This is a genomic window from Neisseria sicca VK64, from assembly GCF_000260655.1.
GTDB classification, from domain to species: Bacteria; Pseudomonadota; Gammaproteobacteria; order Burkholderiales; family Neisseriaceae; genus Neisseria; species Neisseria sicca_B.
Genome location: NZ_AJMT01000191.1, coordinates 12,150 through 27,959, shown reverse-complemented (window position 1 = coordinate 27,959; position 15,810 = coordinate 12,150). Strand labels below are relative to the sequence as shown.

Below are 15,810 nucleotides of genomic sequence, written 5' to 3'. Positions count from 1 at the left end.
CACCTTCAGTTCGTCTATCGGCGTCCAGCCTTCTTCCGTTTCTACCAAAGTGCCCTTCATAAAGCAGCCCATGCGGAGGATAGGGCGTTTCCTACGGCGTGTTGTCCATTCAATTTGTTCATATTGTTTCCCGAAATTGTGTTTTTAAAAGTTTCTGATTGGAAAAAATAGCTATGATAAATACCCCATTCATTGCCGCTCATTAGGTCGTCTGAAAATTTCAGACGACCTTTGTTGCAAACAGCGGCGTTATGGTTGCCCGCCGTCGCGGATTACCGGGCTGTCCACCCGGCTGCGCCGCAGTTCTGGTTGTGCACTAGAATTCCCCCTGTATCCACACAGTAGGTGTGGTAATCCTCAACCTCGATATTATAAACCGTGGTGCGGTAGGGGCGGTAATGCCGCTGTCCGTCCTCGTCCACATACAGTAGGTTCTCGTCATTTGGTACATCCGCCCAATCCAATGTCGGAGAATTCAGCGATTCGTCAGTTAGAACCATCTCATAGCTGTTGCCTAAATCCGACTCTTTCCAGCCGTAAGCCAGATTGGTTGGCTGTGCCCATGCCTGGTCGGTATCGCGGTACGCATACAGCGGGCGGTAATCCTCCAGCACATAATATTTGCGACAACCCAACACCACGTCGCCGCGCTCAAGCTGGTCAGCGCGCTTCCACACCGGCTGTTCGTACAGCCGCATTTCATAGGGGGTATGCTTAAATGCCCACAGGGCTTCGTATTTTTCCCAGCTGTCCGGCCCATTGAACATATCGCTGCTGTCGTAATCGCAGCCCTTCCAATAGGCGCCGAGCTCCAAATTGGATGCTCAAATCAGGTTGGTGACCACACCGTACACGCAGAACGGGTGTTGGGGTGCAATCCTCCCCTTCCTTTCGGAATTGGAAAATTCAGCATCACACTTCCTTGTCCTCATAACGGAAGGTTTCACCACCCGCTTGGGACGGCTCGCCGATGCCGTTTTCAGGCGGACATACATCCCCACCTTCATCGTCTATCGGCGTCCAGCCTTCCGTTTTACCAAGTGCCCTTCATAAAGCAGCCCATGCGGAGGATAGGGCGTTTCTACGGCGTGTTGTCCATTCAATTTGTTCATATTGTTTCCCGAAATTGTGTTTTTAAAAGTTTCTGATTAAAGGAGATGGCTATATAGACACCTCGTATCACTTGTAAGGTCGTCTGAAAACAGATTTAGGTTTTTCAGACGACCTTTTTACATTATGCTGCCAAACATGGTTAAAAAATCATGTAGTAATCTTCAAAAAGCCGAATAGAAGGCATTTCCATATTACTCCCTCAATAATTGCTCAATATGCATATTTTAAATGAGAAAATATATTTATGGCTGACAAAGGCCGTTTTCTTGATAATAATATTGACCCTGACTCAGAATGAATCGAAAGCATAAAAGGTCGTCTGAAAGCCAATCGTTTCAAACCATCATCTAAGGACATTCATAAATGGTACGCCTTACCTCATCCCTATTATTGCTCATCACCGGCCTTTCACTTACCGCTTGCGGTTCTAGTATTGATTACGACCGCCAAGGATTGGAACGCAGCCAACAAATGTGGCAGCAGCGGCTGGACAGCCTTCCAATCGGCGCAACTGAAGCGCAACTGCGCGACTGGCAAAACAAATACGGATTAAAACTGGCGTTTCAAGAACCTGACCATTATTACAGTTCCAACCTGCCCGAAGGCCATTTCCCCGTAAAAAAACATTGGTCCAAATTCAGCCCTTGCGATGCTTTTTTCTTATCTTTGACCATCCAAACCAACGAGCAAAAGCAAGTGGTTAAAAAAGAACTGAAAGCCTTGGGCAGCTGCATATAAACTGTCTATGATTCAGGTCGTCTGAAAACCAAAATCCGTTTTTCAGACGACCCGGACTTCGGATTTAAACTTTATCCATCATCAACATAAACCAACGCTCATCAATAAAGACTACAACATGAATTATCGCGAAATTATTAATGAACTAAATGAAAACCTACATGCATTTCCCGAAGCCGAAACTGTATTTTCCGACAAGCAGCCATGGTTGAAAGAACATTTTCTGCCTTGTATCAGTATCGACTTAGTGGAAATCAATCCCGAATGGAAAGGCATAACGCTGCATTTGATCAATCCGCAGGAACCGGGTGACGGCTTAATCGGCGAGCTGACGCAGTTCGCCCATAATGAATTTATCGGAATTAACTGGCTTTCATTCCGCTTGACTGAAGACAACCGTTACGAATTTTTGGGTGACGAGCGTTATTTTCTCCGCAGCCCGGCCAACAAACATTTGCTGACCGATCCGTATTTGGAAAAAGATTTTGCCGAAAACCTGAAAAACTATGCCGAACATAAAAAAGCATTTCAGGAAAAAACAGGGTATTACGGTGGAGAGCCCTATTACAGCGAGTATGACGGATTATTTCTGAACAGCTTGGGTGGAGAACGCATTGAAAGCAGCAACTGGTCAACCTCAGACGACATCCCGTCTGCTTACAAAATGACGCAAGACGAAGACGGGAACGTCACCATTACCCACAATGGCAATCGTTTTTACCATATCGCCTCAGCTTGCGGTTATTCCTATTCCCATGGCGCAGACAATATTGTCATGCTGTACGAGCCGATCAGCAGACTTGTTCTATTTACTTACGATTGGACATAAACCATGAGTGAATTAAACGACCAAACCTACGACTCCATTTGCCGGCTTTGCGAACAAGGCGACACGTTGGCGGAAGACGGGCAATACGCCGAAGCACTCGACCTTTATTGGCAGGCGTGGGATTTGTTGCCCGAACCGAAAACCGACTGGGAAGCGGCAACATGGATTCTGGCAGCCATCGGCGATGCGGATTTCTTGAGCGGCGATTTTACCGCCGCGCACGAGCATTTAAGCCACGCCATGTATTGCCCGGACGCAATCGGCAACCCGTTTTTGCATTTGCGTTTAGGACAGGCGCAGTTTGAATTGGGCAATATGGAACGCGCCGCTGACGAGTTGATGCGCGCCTACATGGGTTTGGACGACGAAGCGTGGCTGGACGAAGACCCGAAATATCTGGATTTTTTAGCCACCGTGGCAGAAGGCATTGAAAACCACAGCCGAAAAAACCACTAGTGCAATATAGGCTGCACCCTGTTTTTCAGACGACCCGAACTTCAAACCAGTTATAAAAGGAAACCGATTATGGGATATCCACCACAAGCCATTCAGTCTATTTTGCGACTATCCGCGCAAAAACGTTTTGAACACGCCATTAAAGATATTGCCGATTCAGAATGTCTTTATGTAATGGCAGACGAAGATGGAGACTGGTCATTTTGGGGCGATGATGACGGCCATACCTCGCTGGCTATCTGGTCGGATTTGGAATTTGCCCGCCTATCCTTGGCACAGGCAGGAGATGAAAACCTTTGCATCTTCGAATTGGAGCTTGAAGAATTTTTAGAAGACGGCATTCCCTACCTAATGGACATTGGCAGCTACATTGCCATTTTCCCCACGCCTGACGACCCCGAAACCGTCGATATGCCTGCTATTGAATTTGCCGCCCGCATCAACAAAATTTTGGACGAAAGCTATGGCGAAGCTTTGGATCTGCCTTATTTGAACGGTTAAAAAGCGTTTCTTACAAACGCCTGTATTACACTGATAGGTCGTCTGAAAACCGGCCCCACCTAAAACTCGAAAGGAATCCATCATGTACACTTGCACTTCCTGCGGCGAAAAACATGAAGACATGCCTGCGCTCTGCTTTGCCACTCCCGATCCCTATAATAAACTCAGTGAAGTAGAACGCATTGCTTATCAAGCGGAATGCGATTCTGATTTCTGTATCATCCGTTATCCCGACCAAACCGACCGCTTTATCCGCGCGGTGTTGCTTATTCCGATTATCGGGCATGAGGAAACGCTGGAATACGGCGTGTGGGTATCCGTCAGCGAAAAGAGTTTTAACGACTATCAAAGCGACTTTCACGACAATCCGGAAAACGTCGTTTATTTCGGCAGGATATGCAACTGGCTGCCCCCTTACGAATCCGACACCTTCAGCCTGCACTGCAATGTCGTTACCCAGTCCGACAACCGACGTCCCCTGCTGCAACTGCATCAAGGCAGCGAACATCCGCTGGTACACGACTTTTATCACGGCATAGAATATGCCGAAGCGCAGGCAAGGATAGAGGCGGCATTCGGGGCAGACTATTAAGGACCAAATGACAAACCGCCCTCTGCTGAACGAAACCATGTCCGACGGCTCCCGCCTGTTCCTACAACTGCCGCAAACCTGCTCGCCGTCGAGCCTACTGCGGCAAATTGTCCATTTCGGCGGAATGCCTACCGACTTCGTATCGGATTGGGTTACGGGCGAGACGTGGATAGATTTTTGCTACAAGGGCTGGAAGTTCAGTATTCACAACCCATATGGTGAATATTGGTTTTTTGCCGAAAATAGCGAATGCCCCGAAGCTATATTGCAATCTATGATTGAGGTCGTCTGAAATCCAAAATCCGGCTTTCAGACGACCTCAAATAAGGATCAACATGAAATACAAAGACCTACGCGACTTCATCGCCATGCTCGAGCAGCAAGGCAAACTCAAGCGCGTCGCGCATCCCGTTTCCCCGCATTTGGAAATGACCGAAATCGCCGACCGCGTGCTGCGTGCCAAAGGGCCGGCGTTGCTGTTTGAAAACCCGATTAAGCCTGACGGCACGCGCTACGACTATCCCGTGTTGGCAAACCTGTTCGGCACACCCGAACGCGTGGCGATGGGCATGGGCGCGGACAGCGTGTCCAAGCTGCGCGAAATCGGGCAGACGCTGGCGTATTTGAAAGAACCCGAACCGCCCAAAGGCATCAAAGACGCGTTTTCCAAACTGCCGCTGCTGAAAGACATTTGGAGCATGGCGCCGAACGTGGTGAAAAATGCGCCGTGTCAGGAAATCGTGCGGGAAGGTAAAGACGTTGATTTGTATAAACTTCCGATTCAGCATTGCTGGCCGGAAGACGTTGCGCCGCTGGTAACATGGGGCTTGACCGTCACGCGCGGGCCGCACAAAAAACGCCAAAATTTAGGCATTTACCGCCAACAACTAATCGGCAAAAACAAGCTGATTATGCGTTGGCTGTCGCATCGCGGCGGCGCGCTGGATTATCAGGAATTCCGCAAACTCAATCCCGATACGCCGTATCCCGTCGCCGTCGTGCTCGGCTGCGACCCTGCCACCATTTTGGGCGCGGTAACGCCCGTTCCCGATACCTTGAGCGAATACCAGTTTGCCGGACTGCTGCGCGGTTCGCGGACGGAACTGGTGAAATGTATCGGCAACGATTTACAAGTGCCCGCCCGTGCCGAAATCGTGCTGGAAGGCGTGATTCATCCGAACGAAACCGCGTTGGAAGGCCCATACGGCGACCACACGGGCTATTACAACGAGCAGGACCATTTCCCCGTATTCACGGTCGAACGCATCACCATGCGCGAAAACCCGATTTACCACTCCACCTACACGGGCAAACCGCCCGATGAACCTGCCGTTTTGGGCGTGGCGTTGAACGAAGTGTTCGTGCCGCTCTTGCAAAAGCAGTTCCCCGAAATCACCGATTTCTATCTGCCGCCCGAAGGCTGCTCCTACCGCATGGCGGTGGTCAGCATGAAAAAACAGTACGCCGGACACGCCAAGCGCGTGATGATGGGCTGCTGGTCGTTCCTGCGCCAGTTTATGTACACCAAATTCATCATCGTGGTTGATGACGACGTGAACGTGCGCGACTGGAAAGAAGTCATCTGGGCGGTAACCACCCGCATGGACCCAGTACGCGACACCGTGTTGGTGGAAAACACGCCCATCGACTACCTCGACTTCGCCAGCCCCGTCAGCGGACTCGGCGGCAAAATGGGCTTGGACGCGACCAACAAATGGCCGGGCGAAACCGACCGCGAATGGGGGCGGGTGATCAAAAAAGACCCTGCGGTTACGGCTAAAATTGATGAGATTTGGGGGGAGTTGGGGTTGTGAACCAAAAGTGCAGGCTGCTTTTCGCACATTCAAAACCAGAAGCAGCCTGCACTTTGCTAAGGTCGTCTGAAAGCAGCGTTTCAACAAAATTTCCAAACAATATTAGGCATTTTTGAGCATGGAAACACGAAAAACAGTCCGCCTAATCCTCCGCTCTTGGACGCTGACCGATGCTGAATCGGTGTACGAACAAGCCCGCAACCCTAAAATCGGAGCGATGTGCGGCTGGCCTCCTCATACCAGCGTGGAGGAAAGCCGCGAAATTATTGAACACGTCCTCCTCAAGCCGCATAGTTTTGCCATTTGCTTGGAAGATAATCAAGCGATAGGCAGCATCGGCCTACTTTTTCAAAACGACAGCAATCTGCCGATGAGCGACCGTGAAGCGGAAATAGGTTATTGGCTGGGCGAGGATTTTTGGGGAAAGGGTTATGCAACCGAAGCGGTGCAATCGGTGGTTGCCTATGCTTTTGAGGAATTGTCTCTGGTGCGGCTTTGGGCTGTGGCTTATCAGGAAAATACCCCTTCGCAACGCGTGCTGGAAAAATGCGGATTTTATCCTCATCACACTGAAGAACACTTCTTTTCCAAGCCGACGGGTGAGACGCATAGGGCGGTAATATATGCGCTGGAGAAAGAGTAGTCGTCGGAATGTACTCGTAAAGCAACATATCTTGCTTGTTTTAAACCGCATTAAGCACTAAAAGGGTCGTCTGAAATCAAGTTTTCAGACGACCCTTTTAGCCGATAAAACTTTACAATAACTTATCTAATTATTGCATGTTGCCGATACACCCCTGATTTAAAACTCATTCACTCTGAAGCAATCGCCCCGCCACCAGATACCCAAATCCCACTGCCGATATTTCGAACAGCATTTTTTTGGCTATATAAAGCATTACTTTACAGATTTTTTGATATAATTTTGACTATCCGTTTAGATAACCCGTTGATACCACTCTCTGCGTGTTTTCAGACGGCCTATCAAAAATATAACTTGTTTTCCAAATAAAAGGCCGCCCGCTCTATGCACGAAACTTTTTCCCTCGCACCCATCGTTATCGTCCTCCTCGTTTCCGTCATTACGGTGATTTATTGCCGTAAATTCAACATTCCTTCCATGCTCGGTTATCTTTTGGTCGGTTTTATCGCCGGTCCGGGTATGTTGAAGCTGATTCCGCAAGGCCATGCCACTGATTATCTGGGCGAAATCGGTATCGTATTCCTGATGTTCAGTATCGGTCTCGAATTCTCCCTACCCAAGCTCAAAGCGATGCGCCGTTTGGTGTTTGGGTTGGGCGGCTTGCAGGTCATTGTGACCATGTTGTCGATTATTGGCATTTTGATGTTGATGAGCGTCAGCTTTAATTGGGCGTTTGCCGCAGCCGGGGCGATGACCATGTCGTCCACGGCAATCGTCAGCCGCATCCTGTCCGAAAAAACCGAATTGGGACAGCCGCACGGTCAAATGGCGATGGGTGTCTTGTTGATGCAGGATATTGCCGTCGTGCCGCTGATGATCCTGATCCCTGCATTGGGGGGAAATGGAGAAGAAGGCAGCCTGTGGGCGGCGCTTGGTCTTGCCGGATTGAAAATGCTGGTCACGCTGGGCGTGTTATTCGTCGTCGGCAGCAAGGTGATGTCGCGCTGGTTCAGAATGGTCGCCAAACGCAAGTCGTCTGAATTGTTCATGATCAACGTCTTGCTGGTAACCTTAGGCGTAGCTTATCTGACCGAACTGGAAGGCTTGTCGATGGCATTGGGCGCATTCGTCGCAGGTATGCTACTTTCGGAAACGGAATACCGTTTTCAGGTGGAAGACGACATCCGCCCGTTCCGAGATATTCTGCTTGGTTTCTTCTTTATCACGGTCGGCATGAAACTGGATATCCAGGCTTTAATCGGCGGCTGGCAGCAGATTCTGATTTTGCTGGCAATCCTGCTGGTATTGAAAGCATTGGTCGTCTTTTTCATCGCTTTGCATATGAAGCATCCGATTGCGGACAGCTTGAAAACAGCCCTCTATTTAGCACAAGGCGGCGAATTTGGTTTTGTGATGTTAAACATCTCCAGCAAAATCAATATGGTGTCGCCAGAACTGGAGCAGGCAGCTACGGCAGCAATTCTGTTGTCTATGATTATCGCCCCATTTATCTTGGGCAGCAGTGATGCCATCGTCAGCCGTTTTGTCAAATCAAGCTGGGATATGAAGGCATTGGATTTGCACAGCATGTTGGTAGAAACCATGAGCAAATCCGACCACGTCCTGATTATCGGTTTCGGACGCGGCGGTCAGACCGTCGGACGCGTCTTGGCTCAGGAAAACATCCCCTACTTCGCCCTCGACCTTGATATCGGTAGGGTTCAGGTGGCGCGCAATGCGGGCGAGCCGGTTTCGTTCGGCGATGCCAAGCGGCGGGAAGTCTTGGAAGCCGCAGGTTTGGAACGCGCCAAAATGGTGGTCATTACCCTGAACAATATGCACGAAACTCAGCATGTTCTCGACAATATCATGTCCTTGCATCCGAGTATGCCTGTGTATGTTCGGGCGACCAATGACGATTACGTTAAAATCTTCACAGATATGGGCGCAGAAGAAGCAGTATCCGATACCAAAGAAACTAGCTTAGTGCTGGCAAGCTACGCCATGTTGGGCAATGGCGCGACATACAGCCACGTTTATCAAACCATTACCAACATCCGACACAGCCGCTACGCCTCTCTGGAAGGCTTGTTTGTCGGCAGCGATGATGAAAACGGATTCGGTGAAGAAGGCAAATCCATATGCCGCCACGCCTTCCCCCTGACCGGCGAAGCCTACGCCATCGGCAAGACCATCCGTGATTTGCCTTTGGATAACGCCGGCATCAAACTTCTATTTATCCGCCGAAACACAAGCAGGATAGAAAACCCCGACTTGGATTTCCAGCTTCAACCGAATGATATTTTGGTTGTCGCAGGCAGACAGGAGGAAATTATTTCTTTTGAAAACTGGAGTTTGCAAGGAAATACCTAATACACTGAAAAATAAAGCTTGCGCGGCGGATGCTTTTTTGATTTAATAGCGTCTTCGCAAACGCAGCGACAAGGGTGATTAGCTCAGTTGGTAGAGCGTCTGCCTTACAAGCAGAATGTCGGCGGTTCGACTCCGTCATCACCCACCAAGTTTCCTTTCATTGTTGCAAAACAATGATGCGCGGTGGTAGCTCAGTTGGTTAGAGTACCGGCCTGTCACGCCGGGGGTCGCGGGTTCGAGCCCCGTCCGCCGCGCCAAATTTTAAAAATACCGGCTTTTGCCGGTATTTTTTTTGCGCGTAAGAAACGAACGTAGAAAAAGAGCGGTATTTAGTTTTTCAGACGACGTGCATTAGGAAGGTCGTCTGAAAAGCTTCAATCAGCGTTCTCATCGCGTTTATCATACTTTCTCAGGAAAATCACTGTCCAAATCAAGCTGATTAAAATACTGCCAAAAAAGGCAATCTCAAAGAAAACAACCAAATCCCCGAGGCAGCCGACTCCGCAATTTCCGCTATTACTGCTCAGAAAATCATTAATATAAGCGACAACATAAAGAATTGCCACAAACTCAGGAATAGCCATCAACCAAATACCTAAAACATTCAACCATTTCATCAGCGTCTTACAACCTCTTTTTTAGCATTTAGGCAGTATATATGACGGTATGACAGAAGACAATGCACCAGCGATGGCCACATACAGGCTGAACAGCCCGAATGCCGAAAAAGAAAAGTCCTGCGAAATCATCTGAACGAGAATGAAAGAGGAAAAAATCCAATAATAAAATGCCGTCAAACCCGCCGCCTTTATCTTATCTTTCCTATTGCATTTCAAATTCAACTTCTCGGCAGTATAACCGACAAAATAGCCGGGAATACAAGAGGTCAGCAAGACCAGTCCCACAACCAATAAAGAAAGTGGAAAAGTAAATATTAAAAATAAAAATACCCCTCCCAGTAAGTTAGAAATATCTGTTCTCGGAATAAGGGAAAGAAACAAAATCAGCCAAAAAGCAACGATAAACAGTGGCAACCCCCATATCAAATTGGTGCGCGTATAAGCCCGATAAGGGTTGAAATCTTCTTCTGGTGAATGTTCCATAATCTTTCTTCGTAAACTATGCGAACGGCATTTACTCTAAACTCTTATCCCACGCGCTACAAGATTCCTATCCCTTTTCTTTTTTAAAAGGTCGTCTGAAAACAACAAGCCTAGGTAAAATCGCCGTTTACTCCTACAAAAACCCCTCTTCCCGCAAAAATTTCTCCAACTTCTCCGCAAATGCCTTATACCCCGCAGAGTTGGCGTGTATTTGGTCGGATTTCAACTTTTCATCACTCAAAATCTCAGACCATGCGCCGCCGAACAAGGGAATTTTGTATTGTTCGGCAAGCTCCTGATAAAGCGGATGATCACTCAAATGACCGAACAATGCGCCGACGCTCAGGTGCGGTACGCCCACCAAGACGGCGGGGATATTTTCCTTCTGCACGCTTTCGATGATTTTGGCGATATTGTTACGGGTTTCGGCTTCGGGAAATTTACGCAAGAAGTCGTTGCCGCCTATGCTGATAATCACAAGCTTGGGTTGGCGTTGCAACAGCGCGGGCAGGCGCGACAGGGCTTGTGCGGAGGTATCGCCGGAAATGCCGCCATTGATGATGTCCCAATCGGTCAGCTTTTGCAGTTGCGCGGGATAGGATTCGTCAGGGTTTGCGCCGTAGCCGTAGGTAAGCGAGTCGCCCAAAGCCAGTACGGTACTTCCTGCGGCAATTTTCGTCTGCTTCTTGCCGGATTTACCGCCGCAAGCTGCAAGCAGTAAAACGCTTGTGTAAGTAAGAAATTTTCTTCGTGTGAGCATATTTTGTTTCTGATTTTCTAAAGTATTACGGAAGCTGCTGCGTTAATTTTGCACATCTTCATCTTCAAACCGAAAGCTGATTGGAATGTTAACCTGTGACCAAACAGGTTTTCCGTTTTCTACGCTAGGCAGAAAAATATTTCCCATTACACCTTTCCTTGCCGCATTATCCAACCTGCGGAAACGCGAACTTTCCACCACCTTGACACTGTCCAATTGACCCTCCGGCGAAACTACACCCCCCAATATAACTGTACCCTCTTCCCCATTTTCCTCCGACAACGGAGGATAGGGTATGGAGGTCATCTGACGGTACATACCGCCTTTATAGTTGTCATTTTCACCATAGAGCAAGTAAATATGTTCCGCATAAGACGGAACGTTTTGACACACGCTCTGCACCTCGCCGTTTGCATCGGTTTGATTAGAGCAAGTTTTAGCAGGTTCATATCGCTTCGGACGCTTCTGCGTTAATGCAGCTTTGCACAATGCGCTTCCTGCCGACTGATCTCGGCACACTGCGCCATCAACCCTGCCTTTTTCATTAATGACGGACAACACCGGCAACACGCCGCCCTTACGCCTGTCAGGTGTCGGAACAACCGCAACCTGTGGCTTTACCGCCTGCGGACGTTTTAAGATTTCTTCGACAGGCGGCAGTTTTTTGTCCGACATGGTGGAACATGCAGTCAGAAGAGTGGACAGTATCAAAAGTGTTAAAGCGGATAGTTTGAACAGGTTCATTTTTTGTTTTCTTTATGCTTGATGATTTATCTTGTGGCGTGATTAAAAAGATTATGACATAGAAAATATGGAAAAGCTGAATTTCAAAGGACAAAGTTTGCCTCAAGGTCGTCTGAAAATAGTTATAGTGGATTAACTTTAAACCAGTACGGCGTTGCCTCGCCTTAGCTCAAAGAGAACGATTCTCTAATGTGCTGAAGCACCAAGTGAATCGGTTCCATACTATCTGTACTGTCTGCGGCTTCGTCGCCTTGTCCTGATTTTTGTTAATCCACTATATTTTTGAAACCGGCAAAGCAAGTTGCCTCAAAACCCGTTTTCAGACGACCTCTGCCCATTTTGGATGGCATTCTAAAACTTCTTGATAAACCGGACAGCTTTCAATATGCGCGCCGGGCAGGTAGCCGGTACTCATTAAAAATTCGCCGACGATTTCGCCGCCGACAAATTTGAAATGTTTTTTAAACAGCTTCACCCACTCGGCTTTATCGAGCGGATGGTGCGCATCGAGCCAGTGTTTGAACGAGCCGCATTCCTGCTGCAACTTTTTAATTTGCCGTGCGTTGTAAATGGCGGCATTGATTTTCAGATGGTTGCGGACGATGCCTGCGTCGGCAAGCAGGCGTTCGATGTCGGCTTCGTCGAATGCGGCGACAGTGTCAATGTCGAAATCTTTAAATGCAGCCCGAAACGCCTGCTGCTTCTTCAGCATCAACGTCCAGCTCAAACCCGCCTGATTGATTTCCAACACCAGCCGTCCGAACAACTCATTGTCGTCTGAAATCGGAAAACCGTATTGCTTATCGTGGTAATGTTTGTTCGGATTGTCCGTATCGTTCGGGAGGGCGGCAACAAATTCGCAGTAATTCATGTTTTATCGTTCAAGCGAAACAAAGGTCGTCTGAAAACCTAAAACGGGGTTTCAGACGACCTTTCAAAATCGAAACGCGGCAAAATGCCTGCCGCACAAGTTTAAATCAATCCACTTCGCCTGCGTATTGCTCGGCGGTCAGCAAGCCGTCGTAGTCGGCTGGATTGGCAGGTTTGATTTTGAAGAACCAGCCTGCGCCGTAAGGGTCGCTGTTGGCAGTTTCCGGCGCGCTGGGCAAATCTTCGTTGACGGCGACGACTTCGCCCGCAATCGGCGCGTACACGTCGGACGCGGCTTTCACAGACTCAACCACACCGGCTTGTTCTTCGGCGGCAAGGTTTGCGCCGACTTCGGGCAGCTCGACGAACACGATGTCACCCAACAACTCTTGCGCGTGGTGGGTAATGCCGACGGTAATGATACCGTCGTCTTCAAGGCGCAGCCATTCGTGGCTGGCAACGTATTTCAGTTCGGCTGGGATGTTGTTGCTCATGGTTTGATTCTCCATTGGTTTTTTGGTTTGAAGGTCGTCTGAATCATGATGTCTCAGACAGGTTGTTTCACAGTTTTTTCCAACAGTGCTTCCTATTTTTGCTGATCTCGTTTATACCAATTTATTAAATAATTTTCTTCTATTCGGCTACGCGAGCCATAACGTATCACGTTTAAATATCCATTATCATTTCGTTTAAACTGAATTCCCACCAACTTTCTAGAATTAATTAAAAAATAAATGATATTATCTGAGCAATTATGTGGTTCACATACTGTTGCTCGTTGGTATTTCTGTGAACTAATTATTACGGGTTCCAATGGTGTAGCAACACCCTCCGCCCCTTTCAACCAATCATCATTTTTATCTCTGGCTTCTCGCCATACTTCTTGTCCCCAAATTGCTTTATACGGCTGTTTTTTCACCAAATCAAAAGGATAAATCTCTTTAGCAGAAGCAAACCCCGTAACTATTACCCAAAATGTAGCTGCAATTGTTATAACCTTAATTTTTCTCATAAAAGTTACCTATTTCATTTTGAATTCATAATTTTAGAAGAGGACAGTAAAGTATGTCCTCTAAAGTACGTCCTCGTTACGAAAACTAATCCAACGTTTAAAACTGTTTCTGTCCGTTGCGCACAAACGGCAGCTTCAATACGCGCACGTCCACCTCTTTGCCGCGTATCAGCACTTTGGCGGTATCGCCGTCAAAATCTTTCGGAACGCGGGCGATGGCGATGGATTGTTTCAGACTGGGCGAGAATACGCCGCTGGTGGTTTCGCCTTTGCCTTTGTCGGTCAACACTTCCATATGCGCGCGCAGGATGCCGCCTTTGTCGAGCAGCAAACCGACTTGTTTGACGGCAACGCCTTTTTCTTTCAATTCCAACAAGGCGGCTTTGCCGACGAAATCGCGGCTTTCGTCTTTCAAATCAACCGTCCAACCCATGCCTGCTTCGAGCGGGCTGGTGTCGTCGTCCATATCGTTGCCGTAGAGGTTCATGCCGGCTTCCATGCGCAGGGTGTCGCGCGCGCCGAGGCCGCAGGGCTGTACGCCGGCTTGTTGCAGGGCTTTGAAGAATGCGACGGCTTCGGTGCCGGGCAGGATGACTTCGACGCCGTCTTCGCCGGTGTAGCCGGTGCGGGCGACAAACCAGTCATTACCCAAATCCACGCCTTGGAATGGTTTCAGGTTGTGGACGACATCCGCCCATTCGGGTTTGACGGTCAGGAGTTTTTCAATGGCTTTAGGGCCTTGCACGGCAAGCATACCGAGGTCGTAACGAGGGTTGAAGGCGACGCCGAATTCTTGTCCGACTTTGTGGAACTGGGCGGTGTCTTTTTCGCGGGTCGCGCCGTTGGATACGATGCGGTATTGGGTTTCGGCTTCGTTGGTGCGGTAAACGATCAAGTCGTCAATCACGCCGCCGTTGTCGTTGAGCAGCGCGGAATAAAGGGCTTTGCCGACGAAGGCGAGTTTGGCAACGTCGTTGGCAATCAGTTTGCGGAAAAAGGCTTTGGCGTTCGCTCCGGCGACATCGGTAACGAGCATATGGGATACGTCGAACATGCCTGCGTCGGTGCGCACGGCTTCGTGTTCGGCGATTTGCGAACCATAATGGATGGGCAGCTCCCAGCCGGCAAAATCGACCAGCTTCGCGCCTGCATCTTGATGGGCTTGGTGAAACGGGGTGGTTTTCAGGGCAGTCATTCTCAGCTTCTCCGGATTTATTGTTCAGATGCCGTCCGCACATAAGCGCGGAAGACCCTATCTGTCCTTGAACCTGAGATTTTCGGCATACCCGCTTGATGACAAACCAGTCTGCTCACTGCTTTGCGCGGTTGTCTGAATGGTGGTTCAGACGGCCTTCTCCCCTTCGGTGGGTGCGAGCGCACCGCTCTCCAGATGTTTTATTTCAACGTGCAGTCCCTGTTGCCTGAGCGATTTAAGGGCATCTGCGCCTTCGGCGGCTACATGTAACCTGATGTAGCTCTCTCCTGCACATGCCCCGATTATGGCTTGAAAAGGCGGTTTGGGCAAGCCGTCTTTTATATGGCTGCCATTCGTTTTGCCCAAATTGGCTAAAGCCTGTTTGCAGATATGAAATTAAATCAATTTGTTTGCATCCATACTTTTTAACACAGATTATTTTCAAAAATACTTTTTCATTGGTTGATTGTATGTTAAGTAAATGTTATTTGTTATATACTCTGCCTAACTGGTCAATCTGAGCGTTCACACGAACGCTATCCGACTAATTTCCATCTTATACAGCAACAGGGAGCAAACTAAATGACACCGATAACCTTGGATAAAACCGACCTTAAAATCTTACAAGTCCTACAAGAAAACGGCAGATTGACCAATGTCGAATTATCCGAGCGGATCGCGCTTTCCCCCTCCCCCTGCTTGCGCCGCCTGAAGCAATTGGAAGACGCGGGCATCATTCGCCAATATGCCGCCCTACTCTCCCCCGCAGCCGTCCATTTGGGCTTGCAGGCGTTTATCCGCGTTTCCATCAGCAAGGCAAAAGATGCGCGTGAAGACTTTGCGCAATCGGTGCAAGAATGGCCCGAAGTATTGAGCTGCTTCGCCCTGACCGGCGAAACCGACTACCTGCTCCATGCGTTTTTTACCGATATGAACTCATTTTCCCATTTCGTTTTGGACACGCTCCTGTCTCACCACGGCGTACAAGACGCGCAGTCTAGCTTCGTGTTGAAAGAAATCAAAAACACAACCGCCCTGCCGCTGGGACACCTCATCCCCGATTAAAG

General features: G+C 48.8%; 19 protein-coding genes, 2 tRNA genes, 1 pseudogene and 1 riboswitch. Of the genes and pseudogenes, 12 read left to right on the top strand and 10 right to left on the bottom strand.

The genetic code is table 11. The annotated features are described in order from the left end of the window. Both HMPREF1051_RS15605 and HMPREF1051_RS15395 read right to left on the bottom strand, forming a co-directional pair. Positions 1–203, bottom strand: a pseudogene (locus tag HMPREF1051_RS15605) (protein C- splicing region); the annotation flags it as partial. Positions 204–272: 69 nt separating this feature from the next. Then, a complete protein-coding gene (locus tag HMPREF1051_RS15395; RefSeq protein ID WP_231286320.1) occupies positions 273–815 on the bottom strand; it encodes a hypothetical protein in 543 nt (180 codons plus the stop codon). Positions 816–1,476: 661 nt separating this feature from the next. Here HMPREF1051_RS15395 and HMPREF1051_RS11305 point away from each other — a divergent pair. The 11 genes from HMPREF1051_RS11305 (at position 1,477) to HMPREF1051_RS11255 (ending at position 9,316) form a co-directional block, all read left to right on the top strand. Further along, complete coding sequence (locus HMPREF1051_RS11305; protein ID WP_003768747.1) at positions 1,477–1,851, top strand: hypothetical protein; 375 nt, start codon at positions 1,477–1,479, stop codon at positions 1,849–1,851. Positions 1,852–1,969: 118 nt separating this feature from the next. Next, positions 1,970–2,680 (top strand): hypothetical protein, encoded by a 711-nt coding sequence (locus tag HMPREF1051_RS11300; RefSeq protein ID WP_003768797.1) that lies wholly within the window; start codon positions 1,970–1,972, stop codon positions 2,678–2,680. A 3-nt stretch (positions 2,681–2,683) separates the two neighbouring features. Beyond that, positions 2,684–3,136, top strand: coding sequence for a tetratricopeptide repeat protein (locus HMPREF1051_RS11295; RefSeq protein WP_003768766.1), 453 nt, complete (start codon positions 2,684–2,686; stop codon positions 3,134–3,136). Positions 3,137–3,205: 69 nt separating this feature from the next. Further along, complete coding sequence (locus HMPREF1051_RS11290) at positions 3,206–3,637, top strand: DUF2750 domain-containing protein (protein ID WP_003768810.1); 432 nt, start codon at positions 3,206–3,208, stop codon at positions 3,635–3,637. Positions 3,638–3,719: 82 nt separating this feature from the next. Continuing rightward, positions 3,720–4,229, top strand: coding sequence for a DUF2199 domain-containing protein (locus tag HMPREF1051_RS11285; protein WP_003768762.1), 510 nt, complete (start codon positions 3,720–3,722; stop codon positions 4,227–4,229). 7 nt (positions 4,230–4,236) lie between these two features. Further along, positions 4,237–4,521, top strand: a complete 285-nt coding sequence (locus HMPREF1051_RS11280; RefSeq protein ID WP_003768803.1) for a hypothetical protein — start codon at positions 4,237–4,239, stop codon at positions 4,519–4,521. A 43-nt stretch (positions 4,522–4,564) separates the two neighbouring features. Beyond that, positions 4,565–6,043, top strand: coding sequence for a 4-hydroxy-3-polyprenylbenzoate decarboxylase (gene ubiD, locus HMPREF1051_RS11275; protein ID WP_036493122.1), 1,479 nt, complete (start codon positions 4,565–4,567; stop codon positions 6,041–6,043). A 118-nt stretch (positions 6,044–6,161) separates the two neighbouring features. Further along, positions 6,162–6,686 carry a GNAT family N-acetyltransferase gene (locus HMPREF1051_RS11270; protein WP_003768752.1) on the top strand — a complete coding sequence of 175 codons (525 nt, stop codon included), beginning with the start codon at positions 6,162–6,164 and terminating at the stop codon, positions 6,684–6,686. A gap of 384 nt (positions 6,687–7,070) precedes the next feature. After that, complete coding sequence (locus tag HMPREF1051_RS11265; protein WP_003768806.1) at positions 7,071–9,059, top strand: monovalent cation:proton antiporter family protein; 1,989 nt, start codon at positions 7,071–7,073, stop codon at positions 9,057–9,059. 72 nt (positions 9,060–9,131) lie between these two features. Beyond that, a tRNA-Val gene (locus HMPREF1051_RS11260) sits at positions 9,132–9,207 on the top strand. A gap of 32 nt (positions 9,208–9,239) precedes the next feature. Then, positions 9,240–9,316 (top strand) — tRNA-Asp (locus HMPREF1051_RS11255). A 117-nt stretch (positions 9,317–9,433) separates the two neighbouring features. On the opposite strand, the gene HMPREF1051_RS11250 is transcribed toward HMPREF1051_RS11255, so the two are convergent. The 8 genes from HMPREF1051_RS11250 to gcvT all read right to left on the bottom strand — a co-directional run bounded on the left by HMPREF1051_RS11250 (position 9,434) and on the right by gcvT (position 14,743). Further along, positions 9,434–9,676 (bottom strand): hypothetical protein, encoded by a 243-nt coding sequence (locus HMPREF1051_RS11250; RefSeq protein ID WP_003759935.1) that lies wholly within the window; start codon positions 9,674–9,676, stop codon positions 9,434–9,436. Positions 9,677–9,697: 21 nt separating this feature from the next. Next, the gene (locus HMPREF1051_RS11245; protein ID WP_003768815.1) at positions 9,698–10,162 is read right to left on the bottom strand and encodes a hypothetical protein; all 465 of its coding nucleotides are present in this window, start codon (positions 10,160–10,162) and stop codon (positions 9,698–9,700) included. Positions 10,163–10,295: 133 nt separating this feature from the next. Next, the gene (locus HMPREF1051_RS11240) at positions 10,296–10,922 is read right to left on the bottom strand and encodes an arylesterase (RefSeq protein ID WP_003768784.1); all 627 of its coding nucleotides are present in this window, start codon (positions 10,920–10,922) and stop codon (positions 10,296–10,298) included. Positions 10,923–10,964: 42 nt separating this feature from the next. Beyond that, a complete protein-coding gene (locus HMPREF1051_RS11235; protein WP_003768789.1) occupies positions 10,965–11,666 on the bottom strand; it encodes an energy transducer TonB in 702 nt (233 codons plus the stop codon). A gap of 319 nt (positions 11,667–11,985) precedes the next feature. Next, positions 11,986–12,537 carry a DNA-3-methyladenine glycosylase I gene (locus HMPREF1051_RS11230; protein WP_003768772.1) on the bottom strand — a complete coding sequence of 184 codons (552 nt, stop codon included), beginning with the start codon at positions 12,535–12,537 and terminating at the stop codon, positions 11,986–11,988. A 106-nt stretch (positions 12,538–12,643) separates the two neighbouring features. After that, entirely contained in the window at positions 12,644–13,030 is a 387-nt protein-coding gene (gcvH, locus tag HMPREF1051_RS11225; protein WP_003768785.1) for a glycine cleavage system protein GcvH, read from the bottom strand. A gap of 92 nt (positions 13,031–13,122) precedes the next feature. Further along, positions 13,123–13,548 (bottom strand): Ivy family c-type lysozyme inhibitor, encoded by a 426-nt coding sequence (locus HMPREF1051_RS11220; protein WP_036493120.1) that lies wholly within the window; start codon positions 13,546–13,548, stop codon positions 13,123–13,125. A gap of 97 nt (positions 13,549–13,645) precedes the next feature. Then, a complete protein-coding gene (gene gcvT, locus HMPREF1051_RS11215) occupies positions 13,646–14,743 on the bottom strand; it encodes a glycine cleavage system aminomethyltransferase GcvT (protein ID WP_003768787.1) in 1,098 nt (365 codons plus the stop codon). 203 nt (positions 14,744–14,946) lie between these two features. After that, positions 14,947–15,043: riboswitch (glycine riboswitch) on the bottom strand. 282 nt (positions 15,044–15,325) lie between these two features. On the opposite strand from gcvT, the gene HMPREF1051_RS11205 reads away from it, so the two are divergent. Next, positions 15,326–15,808, top strand: coding sequence for an Lrp/AsnC family transcriptional regulator (locus HMPREF1051_RS11205; RefSeq protein WP_003759951.1), 483 nt, complete (start codon positions 15,326–15,328; stop codon positions 15,806–15,808). Positions 15,809–15,810 lie beyond the last annotated feature (2 nt).

What these genes read in the sequence shown, in the direction of transcription:
- HMPREF1051_RS11305 (WP_003768747.1), top strand. Translation starts at nt 1,477, where the DNA reads ATGGTACGCCTTACCTCATCCCTATTATTGCTCATCACCGGCCTTTCA.
- HMPREF1051_RS11300 (WP_003768797.1), top strand. Translation starts at nt 1,970, where the DNA reads ATGAATTATCGCGAAATTATTAATGAACTAAATGAAAACCTACATGCA.
- HMPREF1051_RS11295 (WP_003768766.1), top strand. Translation starts at nt 2,684, where the DNA reads ATGAGTGAATTAAACGACCAAACCTACGACTCCATTTGCCGGCTTTGC.
- HMPREF1051_RS11290 (WP_003768810.1), top strand. Translation starts at nt 3,206, where the DNA reads ATGGGATATCCACCACAAGCCATTCAGTCTATTTTGCGACTATCCGCG.
- HMPREF1051_RS11285 (WP_003768762.1), top strand. Translation starts at nt 3,720, where the DNA reads ATGTACACTTGCACTTCCTGCGGCGAAAAACATGAAGACATGCCTGCG.
- HMPREF1051_RS11280 (WP_003768803.1), top strand. Translation starts at nt 4,237, where the DNA reads ATGACAAACCGCCCTCTGCTGAACGAAACCATGTCCGACGGCTCCCGC.
- ubiD (WP_036493122.1), top strand. Translation starts at nt 4,565, where the DNA reads ATGAAATACAAAGACCTACGCGACTTCATCGCCATGCTCGAGCAGCAA.
- HMPREF1051_RS11270 (WP_003768752.1), top strand. Translation starts at nt 6,162, where the DNA reads ATGGAAACACGAAAAACAGTCCGCCTAATCCTCCGCTCTTGGACGCTG.
- HMPREF1051_RS11265 (WP_003768806.1), top strand. Translation starts at nt 7,071, where the DNA reads ATGCACGAAACTTTTTCCCTCGCACCCATCGTTATCGTCCTCCTCGTT.
- HMPREF1051_RS11250 (WP_003759935.1), bottom strand. Translation starts at nt 9,676, where the DNA reads ATGAAATGGTTGAATGTTTTAGGTATTTGGTTGATGGCTATTCCTGAG.
- HMPREF1051_RS11245 (WP_003768815.1), bottom strand. Translation starts at nt 10,162, where the DNA reads ATGGAACATTCACCAGAAGAAGATTTCAACCCTTATCGGGCTTATACG.
- HMPREF1051_RS11240 (WP_003768784.1), bottom strand. Translation starts at nt 10,922, where the DNA reads ATGCTCACACGAAGAAAATTTCTTACTTACACAAGCGTTTTACTGCTT.
- HMPREF1051_RS11235 (WP_003768789.1), bottom strand. Translation starts at nt 11,666, where the DNA reads ATGAACCTGTTCAAACTATCCGCTTTAACACTTTTGATACTGTCCACT.
- HMPREF1051_RS11230 (WP_003768772.1), bottom strand. Translation starts at nt 12,537, where the DNA reads ATGAATTACTGCGAATTTGTTGCCGCCCTCCCGAACGATACGGACAAT.
- gcvH (WP_003768785.1), bottom strand. Translation starts at nt 13,030, where the DNA reads ATGAGCAACAACATCCCAGCCGAACTGAAATACGTTGCCAGCCACGAA.
- HMPREF1051_RS11220 (WP_036493120.1), bottom strand. Translation starts at nt 13,548, where the DNA reads ATGAGAAAAATTAAGGTTATAACAATTGCAGCTACATTTTGGGTAATA.
- gcvT (WP_003768787.1), bottom strand. Translation starts at nt 14,743, where the DNA reads ATGACTGCCCTGAAAACCACCCCGTTTCACCAAGCCCATCAAGATGCA.
- HMPREF1051_RS11205 (WP_003759951.1), top strand. Translation starts at nt 15,326, where the DNA reads ATGACACCGATAACCTTGGATAAAACCGACCTTAAAATCTTACAAGTC.